The sequence below is a fragment of the Prevotella sp. SGI.167 genome, assembly GCF_050313615.1.
Taxonomy (GTDB): Bacteria; Bacteroidota; Bacteroidia; order Bacteroidales; family Bacteroidaceae; genus Prevotella.
In genome coordinates, this window is record NZ_JBNPLT010000007.1 from 21,197 (window position 1) to 47,852 (window position 26,656).

General features: G+C 43.5%; 19 protein-coding genes. 15 read left to right on the forward strand and 4 right to left on the reverse strand.

The genetic code is table 11. The features are described from left to right. Window positions 1–44: 44 nt before the first annotated feature. The 14 genes from ACQRBJ_RS05330 to ilvC all read left to right on the forward strand — a co-directional run bounded on the left by ACQRBJ_RS05330 (window position 45) and on the right by ilvC (window position 18,767). Window positions 45–878, forward strand: coding sequence for a prephenate dehydratase (locus ACQRBJ_RS05330; protein ID WP_445303026.1), 834 nt, complete (start codon window positions 45–47; stop codon window positions 876–878). Between the two features lie 50 nt (window positions 879–928). Beyond that, window positions 929–2,098, forward strand: coding sequence for a pyridoxal phosphate-dependent aminotransferase (locus ACQRBJ_RS05335; RefSeq protein WP_153123128.1), 1,170 nt, complete (start codon window positions 929–931; stop codon window positions 2,096–2,098). A 20-nt stretch (window positions 2,099–2,118) separates the two neighbouring features. Further along, window positions 2,119–3,186, forward strand: a complete 1,068-nt coding sequence (locus ACQRBJ_RS05340; protein ID WP_294970136.1) for a bifunctional 3-deoxy-7-phosphoheptulonate synthase/chorismate mutase type II — start codon at window positions 2,119–2,121, stop codon at window positions 3,184–3,186. 139 nt (window positions 3,187–3,325) lie between these two features. Next, window positions 3,326–4,123: a prephenate dehydrogenase/arogenate dehydrogenase family protein gene (locus tag ACQRBJ_RS05345; protein WP_294970139.1), complete on the forward strand. Its 798-nt coding sequence runs from the start codon at window positions 3,326–3,328 to the stop codon at window positions 4,121–4,123. Between the two features lie 130 nt (window positions 4,124–4,253). Continuing rightward, window positions 4,254–5,621, forward strand: coding sequence for an NAD(P)-dependent oxidoreductase (locus ACQRBJ_RS05350; protein ID WP_294970163.1), 1,368 nt, complete (start codon window positions 4,254–4,256; stop codon window positions 5,619–5,621). A gap of 741 nt (window positions 5,622–6,362) precedes the next feature. Then, window positions 6,363–7,046, forward strand: coding sequence for a hypothetical protein (locus tag ACQRBJ_RS05355; RefSeq protein WP_294970142.1), 684 nt, complete (start codon window positions 6,363–6,365; stop codon window positions 7,044–7,046). Between the two features lie 72 nt (window positions 7,047–7,118). Next, on the forward strand, window positions 7,119–8,471 hold the full coding sequence (ffh, locus tag ACQRBJ_RS05360; protein WP_294970144.1) for a signal recognition particle protein: 1,353 nt from the start codon (window positions 7,119–7,121) through the stop codon (window positions 8,469–8,471). 30 nt (window positions 8,472–8,501) lie between these two features. Then, complete coding sequence (gene folD / locus ACQRBJ_RS05365) at window positions 8,502–9,380, forward strand: bifunctional methylenetetrahydrofolate dehydrogenase/methenyltetrahydrofolate cyclohydrolase FolD (RefSeq protein ID WP_295346517.1); 879 nt, start codon at window positions 8,502–8,504, stop codon at window positions 9,378–9,380. 106 nt (window positions 9,381–9,486) lie between these two features. Beyond that, a complete protein-coding gene (locus ACQRBJ_RS05370; RefSeq protein ID WP_445303027.1) occupies window positions 9,487–12,027 on the forward strand; it encodes an alpha-L-arabinofuranosidase C-terminal domain-containing protein in 2,541 nt (846 codons plus the stop codon). Between the two features lie 286 nt (window positions 12,028–12,313). Further along, window positions 12,314–14,116 (forward strand): dihydroxy-acid dehydratase, encoded by a 1,803-nt coding sequence (gene ilvD / locus ACQRBJ_RS05375; protein ID WP_153123114.1) that lies wholly within the window; start codon window positions 12,314–12,316, stop codon window positions 14,114–14,116. 107 nt (window positions 14,117–14,223) lie between these two features. Next, a complete protein-coding gene (gene ilvB, locus ACQRBJ_RS05380) occupies window positions 14,224–15,939 on the forward strand; it encodes a biosynthetic-type acetolactate synthase large subunit (RefSeq protein ID WP_445303028.1) in 1,716 nt (571 codons plus the stop codon). A 36-nt stretch (window positions 15,940–15,975) separates the two neighbouring features. Next, complete coding sequence (gene ilvN / locus ACQRBJ_RS05385) at window positions 15,976–16,521, forward strand: acetolactate synthase small subunit (RefSeq protein ID WP_217759908.1); 546 nt, start codon at window positions 15,976–15,978, stop codon at window positions 16,519–16,521. Between the two features lie 193 nt (window positions 16,522–16,714). Next, window positions 16,715–17,524 carry an acyl-[acyl-carrier-protein] thioesterase gene (locus tag ACQRBJ_RS05390; RefSeq protein WP_445303029.1) on the forward strand — a complete coding sequence of 270 codons (810 nt, stop codon included), beginning with the start codon at window positions 16,715–16,717 and terminating at the stop codon, window positions 17,522–17,524. Between the two features lie 199 nt (window positions 17,525–17,723). Further along, window positions 17,724–18,767: a ketol-acid reductoisomerase gene (gene ilvC / locus ACQRBJ_RS05395; RefSeq protein ID WP_144152272.1), complete on the forward strand. Its 1,044-nt coding sequence runs from the start codon at window positions 17,724–17,726 to the stop codon at window positions 18,765–18,767. A gap of 128 nt (window positions 18,768–18,895) precedes the next feature. Here ilvC and ACQRBJ_RS05400 read toward each other — a convergent pair whose 3' ends face one another. The 4 genes from ACQRBJ_RS05400 to ACQRBJ_RS05415 all read right to left on the reverse strand — a co-directional run bounded on the left by ACQRBJ_RS05400 (window position 18,896) and on the right by ACQRBJ_RS05415 (window position 25,422). Beyond that, on the reverse strand, window positions 18,896–20,809 hold the full coding sequence (locus ACQRBJ_RS05400) for a RecQ family ATP-dependent DNA helicase (protein WP_294968771.1): 1,914 nt from the start codon (window positions 20,807–20,809) through the stop codon (window positions 18,896–18,898). Window positions 20,810–20,831: 22 nt separating this feature from the next. Further along, window positions 20,832–22,553, reverse strand: coding sequence for a single-stranded-DNA-specific exonuclease RecJ (recJ, locus tag ACQRBJ_RS05405; RefSeq protein ID WP_294968769.1), 1,722 nt, complete (start codon window positions 22,551–22,553; stop codon window positions 20,832–20,834). A 147-nt stretch (window positions 22,554–22,700) separates the two neighbouring features. Continuing rightward, window positions 22,701–23,912 carry a C1 family peptidase gene (locus tag ACQRBJ_RS05410; protein WP_295346510.1) on the reverse strand — a complete coding sequence of 404 codons (1,212 nt, stop codon included), beginning with the start codon at window positions 23,910–23,912 and terminating at the stop codon, window positions 22,701–22,703. A gap of 94 nt (window positions 23,913–24,006) precedes the next feature. Beyond that, window positions 24,007–25,422, reverse strand: a complete 1,416-nt coding sequence (locus ACQRBJ_RS05415; RefSeq protein ID WP_445303030.1) for an aminopeptidase P family protein — start codon at window positions 25,420–25,422, stop codon at window positions 24,007–24,009. Between the two features lie 201 nt (window positions 25,423–25,623). Between ACQRBJ_RS05415 and ACQRBJ_RS05420 the strand changes: the two genes are divergently transcribed. Beyond that, on the forward strand, window positions 25,624–26,466 hold the full coding sequence (locus tag ACQRBJ_RS05420) for a patatin family protein (protein WP_294968764.1): 843 nt from the start codon (window positions 25,624–25,626) through the stop codon (window positions 26,464–26,466). Window positions 26,467–26,656: the final 190 nt, after the last annotated feature.

Here is a 26,656-nt window from a genome sequence, read left to right on the forward strand (position 1 = left end):
AACGTTCTTAAGTAAACATTGGGTTAGAGATAAGAAACAAGGCAATGAAGAGAATAGCAATACAAGGAGAGTTGGGATCTTTCCACGACATCGCTGCCCATCAGTATTTCGAGGGTGAGCAGATAGAGCTGATATGTTGCGCCACTTTCGAAGGGGTGTTTGAGAATATCAAGCGCGATCCAACCGTGGTTGGTATCTGTGCCATAGAGAATACGATTGCGGGAAGTTTGCTTCACAACTATGAGTTGTTGCGGGAGAGCGGCACGACTGTTGTGGGAGAACATAAACTTCATATAGAGCATAGCATCTGCTGCTTGCCTGATGATGACTGGAGTTCCCTCCAGGAAGTTCATTCTCATCCTGTGGCTTTGATGCAGTGCGGTAAGTTTCTTGCCAATCATCCGGACTTAAAGGCTGTGGAAGCAGAAGATACAGCCGGTTCTGCAGCTTATATAGCTCAGCATAAGGTGCATGGATGGGCTGCTATCTGTTCTGCCTATGCTGCCCACATGTATGGCATGAAGGTATTGCAGGAAGGAATCCACGATAATCCGCACAATTATACCCGGTTCCTGGTGGTCTGCAATCCGCAGAAGGCGGCTCTGCTTCGCCCTATCGAGAAAGCAAACAAGGCTAGTATCGTCTTCAGCTTACCTCATACAGAAGGATCGCTCTCCAAGGTACTCACCATTCTTAGTTTCTATGACATCAATCTGACGAAGATTCAGTCGTTGCCGAACATCGGACATGAATGGGAATATCTCTTCTATGTGGATCTTACCTATGATAATTTGACACGTTATCGCCAAAGTATTGATGCCATCACACCACTGGTAAAGGAAATCAAGGTCCTTGGTGAATACGAGGAGAAGGAATAGATTGAAATGAATAGTTAATAGTTGACAGTTAAGAATTAAAAATAAGAATTATGATACAACCAGCCAATAGAGTAACGGAAATACAGGAATACTACTTCAGTCGCAAGCTGAAGGAAGTGGCTAAGTTAAATGCCGAGGGCATGGACATTATCAGCCTTGCCATTGGAAGTCCAGATATGCCGCCTTCTAAGCAGACTATCGATAAGCTCTGCGAGGTAGCCAATAATCCTAACGCACATGGTTATCAGCCTACAGTGGGCATACCGGAATTGCGTAAGGCTATGGCTGGATTTTATAAGCGTTGGTATGATGTAGACCTTGACTGGGCTACGGAAATCCAGCCGCTTATCGGTAGCAAAGAGGGTATTCTGCACGTAACGCTTGCATTCTGCAATCCTGGTGATGAAGTGCTCATTCCTAATCCAGGTTATCCTACCTATACAGCCATCAACAAGATTCTTGGAACCAAGATTACCTATTACGACCTGAGAGAGGACAACGGATGGCAGCCCGATTTCGATGCCCTGGAGAAGATGGACCTGAGCCACGTAAAGCTGATGTGGACCAACTATCCTAACATGCCGACAGGCGGTGTGGCGAAGCGCGAAACCTACGAAAAGCTGGTGGCATTCGCCCAGAAGCACAACATCGTGGTGGTGAACGACAACCCATATTCGCTCATCCTCAACGAGCACCCAATGAGCATCATGCAGGTGCCGGGAGCCAAGGACTGCTGCATCGAGTTCAATTCCCTGAGCAAGAGCCACAACATGCCAGGCTGGCGTGTGGCGATGATTTCGAGCAATAAGACATTTATTTCTTGGATTCTGAAAGTGAAGAGCAATATCGATAACGGATCCTTCCGTGGTATCCAACTTGCTGCAGCTGAAGCTATGCTCAATAATACTGATGAGTGGCATCGTGAGAATAATATTGCTAATTATCGCCGTCGCCGTGATATTGCAGAAGAAATCATGAAGGTGCTCGATTGCAAATTTGATCCTAATCAGGTGGGAATGTTCCTCTGGGGTAAGATACCCGAGAAGTACACAGAGGTCGAAGATCTCACTGAGAAGATTCTCCATGAGGCTCGTGTGTTTATCACACCAGGATTTATCTTCGGAAGTAATGGCAAGCGATATATCCGTATCAGCCTCTGTGCCAAGGATGAAAAAATGAAGGAGGCATTGGAAAGAATTAAAAAAGTATTTGAATCATAAGAACATAAAAATATACGACTATGGAATTAGAATTAGAACCATTGAATTTTCCTAGTGACCAGGAACGCCCTTGTATCATTGCAGGTCCATGCTCTGCAGAGACAGAAGAGCAAGTGATGACTACCGCAAAACAGTTGGCAGCTAAGGGTTGCCACATGTTCCGCGCAGGTGTTTGGAAGCCACGTACCAAACCAGGAGGTTTCGAGGGAAATGGCGAGGTTGCTTTACCTTGGATGAAGCAGGTAAAGGAGGAGACTGGTATGTTCACAGCTACTGAGGTGGCTACTCCTGAGCATGTAGAGCTCGCCTTGAAATATGGAATCGACATTCTCTGGGTAGGTGCACGTACATCTGCCAACCCATTTGCCATGCAGGCTCTTGCTGATAGCTTGAAGGGCGTGGATGTACCGGTATTGGTAAAGAATCCTGTTAATCCAGACCTCGAACTTTGGATTGGTGCTCTCCAGCGTATTAATCAGGCTGGCATCAAGAAGCTTGGTGCTATCCACCGTGGTTTCTCAAGTTTCGATAAGAAAATTTATCGTAATCTTCCAATGTGGCAGATTCCAATAGAATTGCATCGTCGCCTGCCTCAGTTGCCTATCATTTGTGATCCTAGCCATATCGGTGGTCGTCGCGATTTGATAGCTCCTCTTTGCCAGCAGGCAATGGACTTAGGTTTTGATGGTCTTATCGTTGAAAGCCATTGCAATCCTGACGATGCATGGAGTGATGCTAAGCAGCAGGTTACTCCAGAAATCCTGGATTACATTTTGAGTCTGCTCGTTGTTCGTGATGAGCATTACTCTACTGAGGGCTTACATCAGTTGCGTGGCCAGATTGATGAGTGTGACAACCAGTTGATGGATCTCTTGGCTAAGCGTATGCGTATATGCCGTGAGATTGGTACTTACAAGAAGGAGCATAATATGACTATCGTTCAGACTAATCGTTATAATGAGATTCTGGATAAGAGAGGTGCTCAGGCTTCTCTCTGTGGTATGAGTCCTGAGTTTGCTGCTCAGATTTTTGAGCACATTCACGAAGAGAGTGTTCGTCAGCAGTTGGAAATTTTGAATCAGAAGTAAATTAAGTGAAGAGTGAAGAACGAAGAGTGGAGAATCCAAATGCTTTGAGGGCTTGGGTTCTTTGCTGTAGTTTTTTCGTTTAAACAAATGATGCTGTAGAATTCTTTGTTCATCACTCTTCACTCTTCACTTGAAAAATATGAGAATATTAATCATGGGAGCAGGAAAGATGGGAAGTTTCTTCATCGACCTGCTCAGCTTTGATCACGAGGTGGCAGTTTTCGAGAAGGATGCCAAGCGTCTGCGTTTCACATATAACTGCTACCGCTTTACTAAAATGGAGGAGATAGAGATGTTCCGTCCTGAGCTTGTCATCAATGCTGTGACGGTAAGATACACTCTTTCTGCCTTTGAAGAGGTGTTGCCACATCTCTCTCACGACTGTATCATTTCGGATATTGCATCTGTAAAGACTGGTTTGCAGGAATTCTATGAAAAGAGTGGTTTCCGATTTGTGAGTACGCACCCGATGTTTGGTCCTACTTTCGCCAATTTGAATCAGCTTTCTGAAGAGAATGCCGTTATTATCAAAGAGGGTGACTATATGGGTAAAATCTTCTTTAAGGATCTGTATCAGAAGTTGGGATTGAGTCTTCATGAATATACTTTTGATGAGCATGACCAGACGGTGGCTTATTCGTTGAGTATTCCTTTTGTAAGTACTTTCGTATTTGCTGCGGTTATGAAACATCAGGATGCACCTGGTACAACCTTCAAGCGTCACATGCAGATTGCCAAGGGGGTATTGAACGAGGATGATTATCTGTTGCAGGAAATTCTCTTCAACCCATATACTAGTGGTCAGGTAGCACAGATTCGCGAGGAGCTCGCTGAATTGATTGATATCATCGATCATAAGGATGCCAAACGCATGAAGGTATTCCTCACAAAGATTAGAAATCATGTGAAGGAAGATATTGAAATCAAGAAATCATAATAGTTAATTATAATAAGTCTTATAGGGAGTCTTGTATGGGAATATTGGACTCTCTTTTTAAAAAAAAAAGATTGTAAAACATTAAAGAAGAGTAGTAATGGACGAACAGACAAGTCAGAAAGGAATAGATATGAATGAGCAGCAAACTCAGGTTGATACCTCTGCCGCTTTTCAGGTTGTAAACGAGGGCTTCTCTACCCGTGAGGCGATAGAGGAAGCCAAACGTTGCCTTCACTGCAAGATTCCGCAGTGTAAGAAGGGATGTCCTATTGAAAACGACATTCCTGACTTTGTGCATGAACTCTCTATGGGTAACATGGGTGCTGCAATGAGTATCCTCAATGCAAAAACAAATCTGCCTGCTATCTGCGGACGTGTATGCCCTCATGAGAAGCAGTGCCAAGGTCATTGTGTGCTGGGAAAGAAGGGTAAGCCTGTACAGATAGGAAAACTGGAACAGTTTGTTGCTGATTTTGATACGAAGATGAAACTTTCCCGTGAACGCTTGCCACAGAAGACCCGTGGTCGTATAGCTGTCATTGGTTCTGGTCCTGCAGGTTTGACTGTTGCGGGCGATTTGGCTCGTCAGGGTTTTAATGTTACTATTTTTGAGGGACAGGCAGAGCCGGGAGGAGTCTTGATGTATGGTATTCCTGAGTATCGTTTGCCTAAGAGCGTTGTACGTGATGAGATCAGTAAGATTGAGGCATTGGGTGTTCAGTTTATTACCAACTGTATGGTAGGTGAGAACAATGTTACGATAGACAGTCTTTTCCGTGCAGGCTATGATGCCATCTTTATGGGAACAGGTACCAGTGTACCTCAAAATATGGATTCCACTCCAGGTTCAAACCTTCACGGTGTCAGCCAGAGTACATATTTCCTGCACAATGTAAATGCCTATAACGAAGGAGCTTTGACTCGTGATATGGTGCCTTTGCGTGATGGAGAAAGGGTTGGTGTGATTGGTGGTGGTAATGTGGCTATGGATGCTGCTCGTACTGCCATTCGTCTCGGTGCTGATGTAACCGTGCTTTATCGTAAGACGCAGGAAGAGATGCCTGCCATCAAAAGTGAGTATGAGGAAGCGCTCAAGGAAGGGGTGAAATTTGAGTGGAAGACCACCGTTGAAGCTTTCCTCAAAGGTAAAAATGGCCGTCTTGGAAGTTGTGTATTGAATACTCCTGAGGGCGAAAGAGTTGAAAAGTTCGATCGTATTTATCTGGCCATTGGTTCGAGACCTGCCAACCGTATTGTGTCTACTACTGAGGGTATAGAGGTAGATGAGAAGGGATACGTAAAGGTGGTGGAGCGTCCTTTCGGTATGACAACCCGTCGCGGTGTTTTTGCCGGAGGTGATGTGGTCCACCGTCCTCAGACTGTTGTCTTGGCAATGAAAGCAGCCAAGGAAGTGGCACAGGGTATCGCTCAGTATGTGGATGCCATCAAGTTGCTTGAAGAGGCTAAGCGTATTGAGAAGCAGGGTATTGCAGAATAAATCCCTTATTTGCAGACTGGCGACTCTGGTATATTTTATAGGGGCACCTTTGTTTCTTTGATAGAGACTGAGATGTCCCTATATTTTTTATAGTTCTCATCAATTTGCTAGCATTACTTCCCTCCCCGTTGGGATAGGAATATCATTCTCTTTGAATGACGCTGCAAAGATACGAAATCTGAAAACGCTACTTCATACTTCCTCATACTTTCTCACACTTAGATTATGGTTCACCGAGAAAAAAGAGCAGGACGCTTCCTGTTTGGTATTACTTCTTATCTCCATGCTGCTTTTGAAGTATAAGTATCATACTTATGAGGTGAAAGTGACATACTTATGGGATGAAAGTGACATACTTATGGGATGAAAGTATCATACTTAGTCCTCGACAGTAACCGCAGGGCGTTTTTTGCAAATCTGAACTCTGAATGCTGAATACTGAAAAAAAACTGCGTTAAATATGTGTTAAATATATAGTGTAACTATTTATATATCATTTCTTTATATTCTTTCTTGCTCGCGCTGTATATCAAAGATGTAAAACCGATAAGTTCAGCTTCAGATGTTCAGAAATCTGTTACGAAAATAAAAAAAAGAGGATTTACTCTTTAAATGAACTTAAACTTCTTAAGGAAATCTAAGGAGTATCAGATTTTATCATTACTTTTGTATTTAAAAGAACAACATAAAGCAAAGATATTTGCTACGAACAATGAAAAGATAAAAACTGAGGAAATAAACATGAAACGAATGATATTGATTTTTGTAGTATTGCTTGCTATGATAGGGCAGGTTGCCTATGCGCAGAAGACATGTGTCATCGCATCGGCAGAAGATCATGTGCCTATCCGTGAAGCACTTATCCATACCAACAACAATCATTGGGCGAGAACCGATTATCGGGGCTATTGGACGATGCGCTACCAGTTTGACTCTGCAACAGTATCTAAACCTGGTTATGTGAAGGCAACTATTCGATACAAGGAATTGCCTGATACAGTGTTTCTCTTACCGGAAGCCAAGCAGTTGGGTGAGGTAACCGTTTGGGGCAAGAACCAGGAAAACGTCGGCAAGGTGAAGAGCCAGGCCTGCCAGGAAGCTGTGGAGGCAGGCAGAAATGCCGCACTGGGACATACCCGTCTGGTAGGCTTCGACCTGGGCAACATGATGGACAGTCAGGGGCGTCGCGACCAGAAACATCTGAAGGAGGCCAGGAAGGTGTTCTCGAAGATGGAAAACAAGGATCCGCTCATCAATGCCTACGAAAAAGCTACGGGAAAGAAGTATGAACTGAATAATCCTATCAATCTGAGCGCTAACAAGAAAGAAACTTTGGAAAAGCAGGATGAGACCAAGCAGGAATCATCAGAGAAAATGCTTCCAAATGTTCAAAATGATGCAAAAGAGCAAGAAAATGAAAAATAATTGAGATTGAGTTGGCTTTCTCGGAAAAAGTTCGTAACTTTGTGCCCGAAATAAAAAAGTACAATTAAGAACATGTTTGAAAATTTAAGTGATAGATTAGAACGTTCCTTCAAAATCTTGAAGGGTGAAGGTAAGATTACCGAAATCAATGTAGCTGAGACTATGAAGGATGTGCGCCGCGCACTCCTCGATGCCGATGTCAACTATAAAGTGGCAAAGGAATTTACCAACAAGGTGAAGGAAAAGGCGCTCGGTATGAATGTGTTGACAGCAGTGAAGCCTGGTCAGTTGATGGTGAAGCTGGTTCATGATGAACTTGCAGAACTCATGGGTGGAGAAGAGGCTCCATTGAAGCTCGAAGGTCATCCTGCCATCATCCTCATGAGCGGTCTTCAGGGTTCTGGTAAAACTACATTCAGCGGCAAGCTTGCCAATATGCTTAAGACAAAGAAAGGTAAGAAGCCATTGCTCGTTGCCTGCGACGTTTACCGTCCTGCTGCTATCCAGCAGCTCCATGTTGTGGGTGAACAGGTTGGTGTTCCTGTATATAGTGAGTCTGATAATAAGGATGTATGTATTATTGCCGACCATGCTATCCAGCAGGCAAAGACCAATGGCAATGACGTGGTTATCGTCGATACTGCCGGTCGTCTTGCCATCGATGAGCAGATGATGAATGAGATCAGTAATCTCAAGAATCATCTTCATCCTGATGAAACTCTCTTTGTCGTTGACTCAATGACTGGTCAGGATGCTGTCAATACAGCCAAGGAGTTTAATGACCGTCTTGATTTCAATGGTGTTGTATTGACCAAGCTTGATGGTGATACCCGTGGTGGTGCTGCCCTCAGTATCCGTACAGTAGTTACCAAGCCTATCAAGTTTATCGGTACCGGTGAGAAGATGGAGGCTATTGATGTGTTCCATCCTGCCCGTATGGCAGACCGTATTCTCGGAATGGGTGACGTTGTATCTCTCGTAGAGCGTGCGCAGGAGCAATTCGACTTGGAAGAGGCAAAGAAGTTGGAGAAGAAGATTCGCAAGAATCAGTTTGATTTCAACGACTTCTACAATCAGATTCAGCAGATCAAGAAGATGGGTAACATCAAGGACTTGGCAGCCATGATTCCTGGTGTGGGCAAGGCTATCCGCGATGTTGATATTCCTGAAGATGCTTTCAAGGGCATCGAGGCTATCATTCTGAGTATGACTCCTAAGGAGCGTACCAATCCAGCTATCCTCAATACCTCTCGTCGTCAGCGTATTGCAAAGGGTTCGGGTACTAATATCCAGGAAGTGAACAAGCTTATCAAGCAGTTCGATCAGACTCGCAAGATGATGCAGATGATGACAGGCAACAAGATGGCTCAGATGATGAGCCGTATGAAGGGTATGCCAGGTATGCCTAAGATGCCAGGAATGTAAGAGTAAGTACAATCATAATCATAATTTCAAATGCTACTAATAGACGGAAAGGCGACAGCAGCCGCCATTAAAGAACAGATAGCCCAGGAGGTAGCCCAGATTGTGGCTAACGGAGGAAAGCAGCCACATCTGGCTGCAATTCTTGTGGGCCATGACGGAGGTAGCGAGACCTATGTGAAGAACAAGGTCTTGGCGTGTGAAAAATGTGGATTTAAGTCGACCCTTATCCGCTATGAAGAAGATGTAACTGAGGAGGAGTTGCTGGCTTGTGTAGACAACCTGAATCATGATGACGACGTTGATGGTTTCATCGTGCAGTTGCCTCTGCCTAAGCACATTGATGAGCAGAAGGTTACGATGGCAATAGATTACCGCAAGGATGTGGATGGTTTCCATCCGGTCAATGTGGGAAGAATGGCTATTGGTTTGCCTTGCTTTATCTCTGCTACGCCACTTGGCATTCTCACTTTGCTGCAGCATTATCAGATAGAAACAAGTGGCAAGAAGTGTGTCATCCTAGGCAGAAGCAACATCGTGGGCAAACCAATGGCTCAGTTGATGATGCAGAAGCAATATGGTGATTCTACAGTTACTGTATGTCACTCTCATTCAGCTCATTTGAAAGAGGAGTGCCTTGAGGCTGATATCATTATTGCTGCTATTGGCAGACCGGATTTTGTTACGGCAGATATGGTCAAGCCAGGAGCTGTTGTGATAGATGTGGGTACAACTCGTGTGCCTGATGCTACACGTAAGAGCGGTTTCCGCTTGAATGGTGATGTGAAATTTGATGAGGTGGCAGAGAAATGTTCGTTCATTACTCCTGTACCAGGTGGCGTAGGACCGATGACGATTTGTTCTTTGATGAAGAATACGCTCGCTGCCGGCAAGAAGGAATATTACCAATAATCAATTATTGATAAGATATTGGATTAGTAAATATCTCGATTTTATGAGGCAGGGCGCAGGAATGTATCCTGCCTTTTTTGCATGCAAAAATAATTAATAACAAAAAATGAAGAAAACAAAGTATTTGCTTTTTTCTGCGGTTTTGCTTGCCTCGATGCAATCTGTTGCGCAGAATCCAATCAATGATAATCCTGCTTATTCTATAGTAGGCAAGGACTCAACATGTCAAGTTTTCATATATTCACCAACTGAGAATCAGGGACTGCATCTTGCTTATTTCACAGATGATGAGCGCTGGGTAGATGTAGGACAGTTATGCGCCAGTGATTTTGGCCCATGGGGGAGCGAGAAGAAAATGTATCGTCCTTTTGTGATGAAGGCAAATGATGGAACCTGGCGTGCACTTTGGAGCGTCAATAGCCGTTCGCCTCAATTTGCTGTAGCATATTCGGAAGATCTGGTTACTTGGCGTCCACAGGATTATCCTATCATGAAAGAGAAGGGTATCACGGATGTAGCTGCTTATCAGATGGATGATGGTACTTTTGATATCTATCTGAAGACTGCTAAGGGGAAACGATATGTTCATGCCGATAGGAATTTCCGTACTTTTGAGGAGGATTCGCTCGAAGCTGCTGCAGATGATATTCTCTGGCAGCGGGATACTGCAACCATCAATGGAAAACGATATGAAGGCAACGACTTTGAGATTCCGGCTGTTCATCTTGATTATATCCGTTCCTGGCATAAGGCTCTCGCTGAAGAGAATCGGGAGAACAGCCGGAAGTTGCCCCACAATGAGGCTGAGCTTCAGGCATATCTGAAGGAAAAGGGTACTGAGTTGGGAAGTGGTAGTGAAGTGACCGCTCAGCTTCATGTCAAGCCTCAGAAGTCGTATCGTATCTCTGATAAACTGATAGGTATCTTCTTTGAAGACATCAGTAGGGCTGCCGATGGTGGTCTATGTGCTGAGCTGCTTCAGAATGGTGATTTCGAATATAATGGTGAGAAAAAAGGGTGGAATGCCACTACTGCCTGGATGGGTGTTGAACTTTCGCCTTCTACCGGTGATAAGAATGCTCCTGCCCGAATTTCTACGGAAAATGGCGTGAGCAAGAATAATTCTCATTTTGTCATGGTGGGTTCTACTCCTATATATAATATAGGTTGGGAAGGTATTCCTATCAAGCGTGGTGCTGCTTACAATGTGGGGCTGTATGCCCGATGTGTCGATGGAAAGAAAAAGCAGCTTACCGTGGCGCTTGTCGATAAGGAAGGACTTCCTATGGCTCAGGCTAAGATGAAGATACAAGGTACTGAATGGGGAGAATATAAAGCCCAACTCATCGTCACAGACAAATATAAAGGTGATTTAGGTGATGGCAAGGATATCCGGTTTGCCATTATCCCGAAGGGTGAGGAAAAGGTGGCCGTTGACCTTGTGAGTCTGATGCCGCAAGATACCTATAAAGGGCATGGATTGAGAAAAGACTTAGCTGAGACCATCGCAGAATTGAATCCACGCTTTGTCCGTTTTCCAGGCGGATGTATGCTTCACGGACAGGGCTTGGAGAATATTTATCATTGGAAGGAAAGCGTAGGTCCGCAGAAAGACCGTAAGCCTGCACGCAATATATGGAATTATCATCAGACTCGTAAGCTGGGATTTTTCGAGTATTTTCAGTGGTGTGAAGATATGGGCGCAGAGCCTCTGCCTGTATTAGCTGCAGGCGTACCTTGTCAGAATTCTCAGCCTAATACTGATGGAATCTGTGGTCAGCAGGGAGGAATCCCAATGTCGGAGATGCCGCAGTATGTTCAGGATGTGCTCGACTTGGTGGAGTGGGCGAATGGCGACCCTGCTACATCAAAGTGGGCTAAGATGAGAGCCGATGCAGGTCATCCTGCTTCTTTCAATCTGAAGATGGTGGGAATCGGTAATGAGGATTTGATTTCAACAGATTTCGAGAAGCGCTATTTGATGATATGTAAAGCTTTGAAGGAGAAGCATCCTGAGATAGAAGTTATAGGTACGGTAGGTCCATTCCATTACCCATCTTCTGATTATATTGAGGGGTGGAAGATTGCCAAGGAGAATAAGCAATGGATTGATGCGGTGGATGAACATTACTACGAGAAGCCGGGATGGTTCATCAATCATCAGGACTACTACGATAACTACGACCGCAAGGCACCGAAGGTTTATTTGGGCGAATATGCTGCCAATGGTAATAATGAGTTAGACCGGGCTTTGGCAGAGGGCATCCATCTCTGCAATGTAGAGCGCAATGCCGATGTGGTAGAGATGACCTCTTATGCACCATTGCTTTGCAAGAACGGTTACAGCAATTGGAATCCGGACATGATTTACTTCGACAACTCTGAGAAGATTCGTCTTACCGAAAGCTATAAGATGCAGAAAATGTTTGGCCAGCATGCAGGTGATACCTATGTTGTTTCTGAACTGAATTTGTCTGCAGCCTTGAAGCGTTATGTAGGTACCAGCGTGGTAAAGGATTCTAAAACCGGTAAGACCTGGCTCAAGGTGGTGAATGCATTGCCACGTACACTCAAGCTTCAGATCAGTGGTCTTGGTGACAAGGTAGTAGAAGTTAAGGGACGTTCTGCCCAGGTTTTTGAATTATAGTTTTTTATCAGATAACAAAAAGTATCCGCGGAATGCATGAATATTGCAGGATTTCATGTATTCCGTGGATTTTTGATTGCACAATTCTATATAAATGTGCTATTCTATAATAAATCGTAAGCAATTTTTTGTATTTTCTAACAAAAAATAGCGTTATTTTGAAAGTTTATGCGAAATTAGTTGGTTATTACATAAATTCTCTGTATCTTTGCACTCAATTATAGAATCTGGAGCATTTTGAAGGCTCTTTTTTATGATATTGAATAGAAATTTAGATAAGAAAGATATGAAACATCCATTAAGAAGTAGCGTCTGTACTGAAGGCAGAAGAATGGCGGGTGCCCGAGCTCTTTGGGTAGCTGCAGGTATGAAACACGAGCAGTTTGGTAAACCAATTATTGCTATCGTGAACAGCTTTACACAGTTTGTTCCTGGTCATACTCATCTTCATGAAATTGGTCAGATTGTCAAGAAGGAAATTGAGGCAATGGGTTGCTATGCAGCCGAATTCAATACCATCGCTGTAGACGACGGTATCGCTATGGGTCACGACGGAATGCTCTATTCCCTCCCAAGTCGCGATATCATTGCTGATTCTGTGGAATATATGGTGAATGCTCACAAGGCTGATGCTATGATTTGCATCTCTAACTGTGATAAGGTAACTCCAGGTATGTTGATGGCTTCTATGCGTCTGAACATCCCTACCGTATTCTGTTCTGGAGGTCCGATGGAAGCCGGTCGCTGGAAGGGGGAGAATGCCGACTTGATTACAGCTATGATTAAGGGTGCTGATACCAGCGTGAGTGATGAGGAGATGAAGCAGATTGAGCAGTGCGCTTGCCCTGGTTGCGGTAGTTGTTCTGGTATGTTTACTGCCAATTCCATGAACTCTCTTACTGAGGCTATCGGCTTGAGTCTTCCTGGCAATGGTACTATTCTCGCTACTCACAAGAACCGCATAGAACTCTTCAAGGCTGCGGCCCGTCAGGTTGTGAAGAATGCCTATGCTTATTATGAGGATGGTGATGAGAGTGTATTGCCACGTAATATTGCTACCCGTGATGCATTCCTCAATGCCATGACTCTTGATATTGCTATGGGTGGTAGTACCAATACCGTGCTCCATCTTTTGGCTGTAGCTCAGGAAGCTGGTGCTGACTTCAAGATGGAAGATATCGACCAATTGAGCCGTAAGGTGCCTTGCCTCTGTAAGTTGGCACCTAATACTCAGAAGTATAGTGTGCAGGAATGCAACCGTGCCGGTGGTATCTTGGGTATCCTGAACGAACTTAACAAGGGTGGTTTGATTAATGGTGCTGTAAAGCGCGTGGATGGTAAGACACTCGATGAACAGATGAAGAAGTATGATATCACTGGTGCTGAGATTGATCCTGAGGCAGACCGCATCTATCATTCTGCTCCTGGCAGAAAATTCTCTACTCAGATGGGAAGTCAGGATGCACAGTGGGAAAGTCTTGATACAGATAGAGAGAATGGTTGTATCCGTGATCTCGAACATGCTTATACCAAGGATGGTGGTCTTGCTGTTCTCTTTGGTAATATCGCACAGAATGGTTGTGTTGTGAAGACTGCTGGTGTGGATCCTGTGCTTTGGCATTTCGAGGGTCCAGCAGTATGCTTCGATTCTCAGGAAGATGCCTGCGAGGGTATCCTTGGTGGTAAGGTGAACTCTGGTGATTGTGTGGTCATCACACACGAAGGTCCTAAGGGTGGACCAGGTATGCAGGAGATGCTTTACCCTACCTCTTATATCAAGAGCCGTCATCTCGGAAAGGAATGTGCCCTTATTACTGATGGTCGTTTCTCTGGTGGTACATCTGGTTTAAGTATTGGTCACATCAGTCCAGAGGCAGCTGCCGGTGGAAACATCGGTAAGATTAAGGATGGTGATATCATCGTCATTGATATTCCTAGCCGTTCTATTAATGTGAAGCTCTCTGAAGAGGAATTGGCAGCTCGCCCTCAGCAGCCTCTGAAGCGTAATCGCGTGGTAAGCAAGGCTTTGCGTGCATACGCACAGAGCGTAAGTTCGGCTGATAAGGGTGGTGTAAGAATCATCGATTAATTTTTTAAGCTGAAAAATAAAAAAGATAGTTTGAATTATTCTGAGAGAATTTTGGGATTTCTTTCACGGAAATTCCTGTTCTCTTATCATTTTTATATATTAGATAAATGGCAAAAGAAGTAATAACAGGAGCTGAAGCCTTGATGCGCTCACTGCATAACGAAGGGGTTAAGACCATCTTCGGTTATCCTGGTGGCAGCATCATGCCAGTGTTTGATGCACTGTATGGTTACACGAGAGGAGAGAAGAAGATGTTTGATCACATCTTGGTACGTCATGAGCAGGCTGCTGCTCACGCTGCACAGGGCTATGCCCGAGTCTGTGGCGAAGTGGGCGTGACTCTCGTGACCAGTGGTCCTGGAGCAACTAATACTCTTACCGGTATTGCTGATGCCATGATGGATTCTACACCAATCGTGGTTATTGCCGGACAGGTAGGTGTAGGGGCTTTGGGTACCGATGCCTTCCAGGAGGTAGACTTAGTGGGTGTTACCCAGCCAATCTCTAAATGGGCTTATCAGATTCGTCGTCCAGAGGATGTTGCCTGGGCTATAAGTCGTGCGTTTTATATCGCTCGCAGTGGTCGTCCTGGTCCTGTAGTGCTCGATTTTACTAAGAATGCTCAGGTTGCAACCTGTGAGTGGGAGCCAGTAAAATGTGAAAAGGTTACATCTTATAATCCATATCCAAAGATTGATGAGAAGTCTGTAGCTGAGGCTGCAGAACTTATCAATCAGGCAAAGAAGCCTTTTGCTCTTGTAGGACATGGTGTTGAATTGGGTGGTGCACATAATGAATTGGTTGAGTTTTTGGAGAAAGCTGATATTCCGGCAGGCCGCACCTTGCTCGGTCTCTCTGCTCTTCCTAGCAATCACCCCCTCAATATGGGTATGCTTGGTATGCATGGTTCTTATGCTACCAACATGAAGACCCAGGAATGCGATGTGCTCATTGCTATCGGTATGCGTTTTAGTGATCGTATTACCGGTGTTCCTTCCAAGTATGCCAAGCAGGCTAAAATCATCCATCTGGATATTGATAAGGCTGAAATCGACAAGGTAATCAAAACCGATGTTGCTGTTGTTGGTGACTGTAAGCAGACCTTGCCAGCTATCACTCGTCTTTTGAATAAGAATGTTCATCGTGAATGGAGAGATTCTTTTGAGGAATATCGTCAGCAGGAACAGGAAAAGGTGATAGAGAAGGATATTCATCCTACAGAGGGACCTCTCTTGATGGGTGAGGTTACCAATGTGGTGACAGAAGCTACTCATAATGAGGCTGTTCTCGTAAATGATGTAGGTCAGAACCAGATGATTTCCAGCCGTTACTTCAAGTTTACAAAGAAGTTGAGTATTGTAACCAGTGGCGGTTTCGGAACCATGGGCTTCGGCCTTCCTGCTGCTATCGGTGCTACTTTCGGTGCTCCAGATAGAACAATCTGCTGTTTCTTTGGTGATGGTGGATTCCAGATGAATATTCAGGAGTTGGGTACTATCATGGAACAGCAGGCTCCTGTAAAGATGATTCTCTTGAACAACAATTACTTGGGTAATGTCCGACAGTGGCAAGACTTGATGTTTGAGGGGCGCCATTCTTTCACCCGTATGCTGAATCCTCATTATGAGGAGATAGCCAAGGCTTATGGTATCCCTTATGATGTAGTTATCGACCGTAAGGATCTCAAGGCAAAGGTAGAGAAGATGATAGCCACCAAGGGACCATACCTTTTGGAGTGTGCCATCAAGGAGAATGAGGACATCGTACCGATGACCCTACCTGGTAAGAGTGTAGAAGAAATGCAGCTTGAACTTAACTATTAAGATGTAGCTTAGCTTCACTATTAAAAGAAAAGGACAATGGAGAATAATAACGAAAAGAAATTATATACACTGCTCGTTTACTCAGAAAATATTGCGGGTATTCTGAATCAGATTACCGCAGTATTTACTCGTAGACAGGTTAATATTGAGAGCTTGAATGTTTCAGCCAGTAGCATTAAGAACATTCATAAGTATACTATTACCGTATGGAGTGATCCTGAGCAGATAGAGAAGATCAACAAGGCCATTGAGAAGAAAATCGATGTTGTGAAGAGTAATTACTATACCGATGATCAGATTTTCATTCATGAGGTGGCTCTCTTCAAGATCTCTACTCCTATTTTGTTAGAGAACCCAGAGGTTTCGCGTACCATTCGTAAGCATGATGCGCGTATGATGGAGGTTAATCCTACTTACAGTACTGTGCTCTTGGCGGGATTGACAGAGGATATTACCGATCTTTTCCATCAGCTTAATAGTTATGATTGCCTGTTGCAGTATACTCGTAGCGGACGAATTGCTGTAACAAGAAGTTTTGATGAGCCAATTTCTGACTATTTGAAGCAGAATGCAGAAGATTAAATGATAAGAATTGGGTCCTTTGTTTTCCTGCAAGTAAAATGTAGGGAAACAAGGGACTTTTCTTATTATAAGTATAGTTTTTAGCAAGCTGTTTTCTTCTTAATATATAATATAAGGTGTACTTTATATATAATAAGGTGTAAAATAGCTTGAAATTTTTAGTACGGGAAAATTAATTTAAAGATCTAGTAAAATGAAACCAGAATTATTAAGTAAAGTAGGACGATACGAGTTTTTGGCAGAACCATTCCATTGTGATTTTTCCAGCCATCTTTTTATGGGACATTTGGGCAATCATCTGCTCAATGCAGCCGATTTTCATAGTAATGACCGTGGGTATGGAATGAATTATCTGATGTCTCGTCACAAAACATGGGTGCTTAGCCGTCTGGCTGTAGAAATGACAGAGATGCCAAAGTCTTATGATAAGTTTTTCGTAGAGACTTGGGTTGAGAATGCTATGAAGTATTTCACTGCCCGTGATTTCAAAATCTGTGGAAAGGTAGATGCTTCTTCTGCGGATATAGAAAAAATCTATGGTTATGGTAAGAGTGTCTGGGCAATGATAGATACTGATACCCGACAGCCTGTTGATATTTTCAGCATCAATGATGGACTCATCAAAGAATATATTGATGAAGAAACGCTATGTCCAATAGATGCCAGCTCAAGAGTTAAGATGAGTAAGGATGCGAAATTGGTGCGCACAATCAATACTTATTACAATGATGTAGACGTGAATGGACACATCAATTCGGTGAAATATATAGAACATATCCTCGATCTCTTTGATTTGGATTATTACAGAACTCACTTTTTGCAACGATTCGAGGTTGCTTATGTGGCAGAAAGTCATCAAGGTGACCAACTTAATTTCTATTTGGAAAAAACAAATGAGGAGGAAAAATGCGAAGAATATTGCATAAAAATAACAAAAATAAGTAAAAATAGCTCTGAAGAGGTGGAAATCGTAAGAAGTAAAGTAAAATTTGCAAAAAAATGAAAGAAAAATTTGGTGATTTCATGAGAATTTCTTACCTTTGCAGTCGAAAATAAAAAATAACCCCAGAGCCGCTACCTTGGATAGGTGGTGGACGGATCAAACAGGCTCTCTTTGGATAAGAATACAGCTCGCATCCGTATGGACAAGTATAACCCGCGGCTCCACAAATGGCAAGCCGCACAAAAAGTAAATTACAATTATGGCAGAAATGAATTTCGGTGGCGTAATGGAAACAGTTGTCACCAGTCATGAATTTTCATTGGAGAAAGCACGTGAAGTATTGAAGAACGAAACTATCGCAGTTATCGGTTATGGTATCCAGGGTCCTGGTCAGGCATGTAACCTTCGCGATAATGGTTTCAACGTCATCGTCGGACAGCGTCAGGGTAAGACCTACGAGAAGTGTTTGAAGGACGGTTGGGTACCTGGCAAGACTTTGTTCTCTATCGAGGAGGCAGCAGAGAAGGGTACTATTATCTGTATGTTGCTTTCTGATGCCGGTCAGATTGCTTGCTGGCCAAAGATTAAGCCATACCTCACACCAGGTAAGACTTTGTATTATTCACATGGTTTCGCTATCAACTGGAGCGATCGCACAGGCGTTGTTCCACCTAAGGATATTGATGTAATCATGGTTGCTCCTAAGGGTTCTGGTACTTCTCTCCGCACTATGTTCTGCGAAGGTCGTGGTTTGAACTGCTCTTATGCTGTATACCAGGATGCATCTGGCAAGGCAGAGGATAAGACTATTGCATTCGGTATCGGTATCGGTGCTGGTTATTTGTTTAAGACTACATTCCAGCGTGAGGCTACTTCTGACCTTACTGGTGAGCGTGGCTCTTTGATGGGTGCTATCGAGGGTCTCTTGGAGGCTCAGTATGATGTTCTCCGTGAGAATGGTCACTCTCCATCTGAGGCATTCAACGAGACAGTTGAGGAGTTGACTCAGAGCCTTGGCCCTCTCTTCGGTGCTAAGGGTATGGATTGGATGTATGCTAACTGTTCTACAACAGCTCAGCGTGGTGCTCTTGATTGGGCTCCTCGTTTCCGTGAGGCCATCAAGCCTGTTATGGAGTGGTTGTATTACTCTGTTAAGACTGGTAATGAGGCTCAGATTTCTATCGACAAGAACTCTCAGGCTGATTACCGTGAGAAGTTGAACGCAGAACTTGAGGCTATGCGCAACAAGGAAATGTGGCAGGCTGGTGTTACTGTACGTAAACTTCGCCCTGAGAACAACTAATTTTTTTCTCGTACATAATGTTTAAAAGGGAACGGTCCGTGATGGGTCGTTCCCTTTTTTATTGTTTTTAAATGTTTTCTCAATCTTTCAAATTTGCTCTTGTTGTTTTTTCTGATTTAGAATCTCAATTAATTCTTTCCTAACCAAAAGTCGAATTTGTCTGTTATGACGATATTTTCTGCTATTAATGATCTCACAGCCTTGTTGATCATCTGAGTTGGAGCTTTGATTAGTCTTAACTCTTGTATATCATGTATTTGTTTATCTGAAAGCATATTCAGTATCTGTTCTGATATGTTGTTTAATTCGTCATCTATATTGCGGGATTTACTGTTTTCCTGGCAAACATCACAATGTCCACAGTCTTTTCGGGTTTCTTCACCGAAGTAGCGTAGAAGTTGTCTGGAGCGGCAAACAATATCATTATTGGCATAAGTGATAACGCTTTTAATGCGTTTGGTATATTGTTCTTTTCTATCTTCCCATACAGATTTCGGTATGATGATGCGGTTGCCATCTTCTCTTTGTCTAGTATAGGTGATATACGGTGTCTTGCGTTGTGGTATGAAATCTACGATATGGCGTGAAGAAAGATTCTTTAGAGTCATGTAAACCTGCTGTACGCTGATATTGCACATTTGTGCTATCAGGTTTTCGCTGATATATACGTAGTCGGTAAATAGTCCGCCATAGGTGCGTAGCAATGCCGTGATAATCATTTCTTGGTTGCTTGGCAAGTTCTCTAAGAGATATAATTCATTGCGGTTCAAGGTAAACTTGAGCCGGGCTTTCCCATCAGGGTTATCTTCGTAATGAATGTAACCCGAATTCTCCAGAATGCGTAGGGCAGAGTCTACCTGGGTTGGGAAGAATTTATATGTGAAGCAAAACGTTTCTATATCAAAGATAAATGTCTTACCGCATCCGCTTCCTACACCGATTTGGAAGAAATAGGCAAGATGTTCGTATACATCTTTGATGAAGTCCTTTTCTGGGAAGGTATCGTTGATTCGTTTTTTAAGTTTAACTTCATCGTGTCCATTGTATAGTAAGACAGCGTAGGCACGTTGACCGTCTCGGCCGGCTCTTCCTGCTTCCTGAAAATAGGCTTCTAGCGAATCTGGACAGTCTATATGTATTACTAAGCGTACGTCAGGTTTGTCTATACCCATACCAAAGGCATTGGTTGCCACCATGATGCGTGCTTCATCAGATTGCCATGCTTTTTGGCGTTCGTCCTTTTCACTGCTGTCAAGTCCGGCATGATAGAAAAGAGCAGTTTCACCTTTATTATTGAGTATTTCTGCTATTTCCTTGGTACGTTTTCTACTTCTGGCATAGACGATGGCAGATCCGTCTACACAATGTAAGATGTGGAGCATTTCGCCAATTTTATCCCCACAAGGCTGTACAATATATGATAAGTTTTTGCGTTCAAAGCTCATCTTGAAAAGATTGGGCTTCTTAAACTTCAGTTTATCCATGATGTCGTTTATGACATCAGGAGTAGCTGTTGCGGTAAGAGCCAGTATGGGGGCCTCGGGTTTCATCTTTCTGATATCAGCGATGCTGAGATAAGATGGACGGAAATCATAGCCCCATTGGCTTATGCAATGGGCTTCGTCGATGGTGATGAAGCTAACGTGGATGTGGCGTAGCTTTACTTGGAATATTTCTGAAGCTAGTCGTTCTGGTGAAACATAGAGAAATTTTGTCTCGCCAAAGATGCAGTTTTCCAGTATTTGTATAATTTCACTTCGGGAAAGTCCGGTATATATAGCTTCAGCCAGGATGCCACGTTCACGAAGGTGCTGTACTTGGTCCTTCATCAAGGCAATGAGTGGAGTTACTACGATACACACACCCTTCATGGCAAGGGCAGGAACCTGGAAGGTGATAGACTTTCCGCCTCCTGTAGGCATAAGACCGAGGGTATCCTCTCCGTTGGCGATACTTTCAATAATTTCTTTCTGTATGCCACGAAAATCAGGGTACCCCCAGTATTTATGTAATATCTCTAGATATTGATCTGTCACTTTCATTAAGTTGATTTTATTATTATTATTATCCTTCGTTTGGTCGGATATCTTCTATTTGTAATTGAACTTGCGTCTTCTTGAAAATATTATCCTCTATGGTGTAGGCGATGTCAAAGCTACGCTTACTCTTGATATATCGTGAAGCAGCGCTCTGACCAAAGGCTATTCCGTTCATTACATTGCTTGATTTTGAGTCTACCAGCTCAAGTTTGATATGTTCCTGCTCTCTGCCCACTACCTTGCTCGTTCCGTAGTCATATACCTGACGAGTGCAGAAGATTGGCTTTGGGTTAGACGGACCAAAAGGAGAGAATTTCTTGAGATCAGCGTGCAGATGCTTGGTGATGTCGCGGAAGTCTATCTGTGCATCAATGTTGAGTATCGCTTCTGTCTGTTCTGGTGAAATATGCTCTTCTACATACTTTTGGAATCGGTCTCTGAACTCCTTCACATTTTCCCATTTCATCGTTAAGCCTGCGGCATAGGTATGTCCGCCAAAGTTGATGAGAAGGTCTTCGCAGCTTTTGATAGCTGAATAAACATCAAAGCCCGTTACGCTTCGTGCAGACCCTGTAGCCAATTCTCCTTCTCGGGTAAGAACTACGGTAGGGCGGAAATAAATTTCCGTGAGTCGTGATGCTACGATACCGATTACGCCTTTCTTCCAGTCTTCGTCATAGAGTACGATACTGGAGTTGTGTTTCATCGATTCCAGTCTGTATACGATTCCGTTGGCTTCCTCGGTCATCTGCTTGTCTATATCCTTGCGTTGTTCGTTGTATTCATTGATGTGGCGAGCCATGCGCAAAGCTACTCCAAGATCTCTTTCTACCAACAGGTCAACACTAAGCTTGCCGTTTTCCATTCTTCCTGAGGCATTGATGCGTGGACCTATCTTGAATACGATATCGCTCATGGAGATTTCCCGTCCGTTGAGTCCGCAGATATCAATGATTGATTTCAAACCGATGTTGGGGTTGGTATTCAATTGTTTCAGACCATGAAAAGCGAGAATTCGATTTTCATCTATCACAGGTACGATATCTGCTGCAATACTTACTGCGCAGAAGTCGAGTAATGGGATGAGTCTTGAGAAAGGGATGTTGTTGTTTTTAGCGAAAGCTTGCATGAATTTGAAGCCTACGCCACATCCGCAAAGATGCTTGAAAGGGAAGGAATCATCTGGTCGCTTAGGATTTAGTATGGCCACAGCTGGTGGCATCACGTCGTCTGGGACATGATGATCACAAATGATAAAATCTATGCCAAGGCTCTTGGCATATTCTATCTCCTTGATTGCTTTGATGCCGCAATCAAGGATAATAATAAGTCTTACACCTGTTTCGTGGGCAAAGTCTATTCCTTTCAGACTAACACCATATCCTTCATCGTAGCGATCTGGTATGTAGTAGTCGATGTTAGAATAGAATTGCTGCAGAAACTTATACACCAATGCGACAGCTGTGCATCCGTCTACATCGTAATCTCCGTATATGAGAATACGCTCCTTGCGTCCCATTGCATCGTTAAGGCGGTCTACGGCTATATCCATGTCTTTCATCAAGAATGGGTTGATGAGGTCGGAAAGCTGTGGCCGGAAAAAGCGTTTGGCTGCCGACTCTGTCGTAATGCCCCGATGGATGAGAAGCTGTGCCAGAATAGGACTCATGCTCAGCTTATCTGCCAGTTCTTTAGCTGATTTCTGCTGTTCTGGTGTAGGTTCTTCGTAATTCCATTTAAAATGCATTTTAATTATTTTTTATTTCTGCCCCAAAGTTACAAAAATAAAATGACAAACGAGAAAAATTGCCATGGAATTTAACATAATTACAAAGAAATAATCCAAAAAAGGCAGCAAATCCAAGTTTGCTGCCTTTAAATATAATTGTTTTTATTAGATGCCGAGCTTCTTGCGGATATCCTTAGGGATGGCATTCTTGTTAACCATGAAGTCCATAGTCTTGTAAGCTACGAAAGCCTTGGTCATGTACCATGTTCCCTTGTAGTCACCATACTCACCCCAAGAGTTCTTTACCATGTAGTACTCCTTGCCGTTCTGGTCCTTAGCGATACCGTAGATGTGCATACCGTGGTCATCGGTAGTCTCCCAGTTATCGAAAGCTTCCTGGCGCATAGCCTGTGTAGGAACTACCTCAGGAGCGTTTACGCCGAGAGAATCAAACTTCTCCTTCTTTTCGTTCTTTGAGAGCTTGAACCAGTGGTCAGCGTCTGTACCTGCCATAGAACGTACCTTCTTCACGTCGTAAGCGATACCGAGACCCTTGCGTGTGAAACCGTCTTCTGTTACGTCACCGCCCCAAGCTACAGTATAACCGTTGTTTACTGCGTTGTCGATGATCTTGCAGAGATCATCCATAGGAACGTTGTAGCTCAAAGGCCAACGCCAGTTGTCCTGTACCTCTACAGCAAACTTGCTCCACATTGGATGATGGGTGTAGCTAGTGATAGTTACGTAATCATCGAGATTCAAACCGAGACTCTTGCAGAATGTCTCTGGAGTATATTGCTTGCCCTGATAAGTGAATTTCTCAGGAATTTTACCGATGTAAGAGTCGATGATGCCCTGAAGACCGTTCTTCCAAGCTGGAGAAAGCTTCTTGGCTGTACTCTTTGCTACTGCCTCTACGTATGGAGTCATTACGTCAAAGAACTCACCGAAGTTAGCCAATGAGTCGCCTGTCAGTGTACCTGGAGCTGGCATTGCATCCTCTGGTACGATGCCATAGTGCTGCAAAGCATAAAGTACATCGTATGCGCTACCACCCTGAGAGAAGCTTACGTCGCCGTGCATTCTCACAGCCATTGTGGCGCGATCCATGTAAGTCTTGTTGGCAACGAACATTTCGCTGAGATTGAATGTCTTGCCTGTGTTCTTCAAAATCTCGCTTTCGAAGAAACTGAGAGTAGAGTAAGCCCAGCATGTACCGCTACGGTTCTGGTCCTTGATACTTGTGATTGGATTCTCCTTAACTACAGTAAATACTGGCTTGTTTTTTGCAATTGCAGCAGAATCAGCAGCTGTCTTTGCATTTGCACCTGTAGCAGCCAAAGCAAGCATGGCTGCAAAGATCATTGATTTCTTCATGAAATTTTTTCTCTTTTATTAATAATGTTTTTACTCTTATATTCTCTCTCTTGGAGAATCCTCAAGTTCTTCTCCTTGAGGATTCTTTGTTTGCCTAAAGAATTTCTTCTCTATGTGCTGCCATATATTCCTCTACGTCTTTTGGATGATAAGGAATGCGGTCTTTGCCAATGAATCTGCAACCATCTTTGGTGATGAGTACATCGTCTTCGATGCGGATTCCACCAAAGTCCTTGTAGGTCTCAATCTTATCAAAATTGAGGAATTCTGCACAGTGACCTGATGCCTTCCAGTCATCGATAAGAGCAGGGATGAAGTATATACCTGGCTCATCAGTTACAACGAATCCTTCCTGTAGGCGACGGCCCATACGCAGGCAATTTGTTCCAAATTGCTCCAAGTTAGGACGAACTTCCTCGTCGAATCCTACGTTTATCTGGTCGAGGTTCTCCATGTCGTGTACATCCATACCCATCATGTGACCTAATCCGTGAGGCAGGAACATGGCATGAGCACCAGCCTTGACAGCCTCTTCTGTATCACCCTTGGCAAGTCCTAACTCCTTGAGCTTGTCAAACATCAGACCGCATACTGCAAAGTGAACATCTGCGTATTTCACACCAGGCTTGGCAACTTCGAGTGCATAGTCGTGGCAAGCCTCTACGATTGAGTAGATTTCCAACTGGCGCTGGGTAAACTTACCGCTTACTGGCATGGTACGTGTATTGTCAGAGCAATAGTTGTTGATGGTCTCGGCACCGGCATCGCAAAGAGCCAGTCTGCCAGCTTCCAGAATGCTCATGGAAGGATTGCCGTGCATAATCTCACCATGCTGACTGAAGATAGTAGGGAAACTGACCATTGCTCCATAAGAGTTGGCAATTCCGTCAACTTGTCCGCCTACAAATTTCTCTGTTACTCCTGGACGAGTCAACTTCATGGCAGTGGTATGCATCTTGTAACCAATAACTGCAGCACGTTCCAGTTCCTCGATTTCTTCAGGAGTCTTGGTAGAGCGCATGTTTACCACAGCCTTGATGAGATCCATAGAGGCCTCTTCCTTTTGCTGGTTAGGATGGATGCCGAGGAGATCGAATATCTGGAGCTTGATGTCAAAGCGGTAAGGAGGCAGGAAATGAATCTTGCGCTTCTTAGACATGGCATCATTGCAGATAGTCTTCAGAGATTTCATAGGTGCAGAGTTGTGGACACCAACCTGTTCTGCCAAGTCGTGTACGCTTTCCACGCTGCCATACCATACGATATCTTCTATATCTATATCGTCACCGATCAATGTCTCGATGTCGTTGTCAATGTCGATTACACCTACCAGTCCGTCACGCTGCTGTCCGAAATAGTACAGGAAAGTAGAGTCCTGACGGAATGGATAATATCCGTTGTTTGGGAAATTACAAGGTGAATTGTTGTTTCCGAAGAGTATAACTATACCGCTGTTTACGAGTTTCTTGAGCTCCTGGCGGCGACTGATATATGTATCTTTACTAAACATATTTTTAGATTTTTACTATATTTTGCTGCAAAGTTAGTAATTATTTCCCAAAAAAGTGTTATCTTTGCAAGCAAAATTTAATAAATCTCTAGGATTTATAAATAATTAATATAAAAATGCACTTTTCGGGGTAAAATGTGTCAGGAATTTGTTCCGGATTAGAGCAAAATGATAACTTAAGGAAAGTTTGTTGTAGTTGTTATGAAAATGAATAAGAATACAGGATTGGTGCTGGAAGGTGGTGGAATGCGAGGTGTTTTCACCAGCGGAGTACTGGATGCTTTTATGAAGTACGATTTGTACTTCCCTTATGTGGTAGCTGTTTCGGCAGGTGCTTGTAATGGCATGTCGTATATGAGTCGGCAGCCTCGTCGTGCTCGTATCTCTAATATTGATTACTTGGCGCGTTATCAATATATAGGTATCCATCATCTTGTTACTCAAGGCTGTATCTTTGACCGGGAGTTGCTTTACGACAAGTTTCCAAACCAGTTGCTTCCTTTCGATTTTGATACTTATTTTAAATATGCCGATAGGTTTGAGATGGTTACCACCAATTGTCTGACGGGGCAGCCGATGTATCTTTCAGAGACTAATCATGAACGTCAGCGTGCGCTTGATATCGTAAGAGCTTCCAGCAGTTTGCCGTTTGTGAGCAAAATCGTCAATGTGGATGGTATTCCGATGCTGGATGGAGGAATTGTTGATAGTATTCCTGTGCAACATGCATTCGATAAGGGATTTGAACATAATGTGGTGGTTCTTACAAGAAATAAAGGCTGGCGGGATACAAGCAAGGATCGTAAGCTACCTTATTTATATAAGAACTATCCTCGTCTTCGTGTGGCTTTGAGCCATCGCCATAAAGTTTACAATGAACAGATTCAGCTGGTGGATGATTTGGAGGCTGCGGGCAAGATAACCTGCATTCGTCCTATCCGCCCACTGGAAGTGGGGCGCATTGAGAAGGATACTGCTAAGTTGGAACGACTCTATGAAGAGGGATTTATGTTGGGAGAAAAGTTTTGTGAGAAATTCCTTTGATGAAGTTTACGTCATGGGTTCCAGGTGTGAATTTCCCATTATAAAACAGCCTGTTCTCAAAACAGAAAATCATGTTTTGAGAACAGGCTATTCTTTATATAAATATTCAACTTATATATATATGTTACCTTAATATATATATATATATGTTACCTTAATATATATATAAGTCTTGCTGATTCCTTTCCTG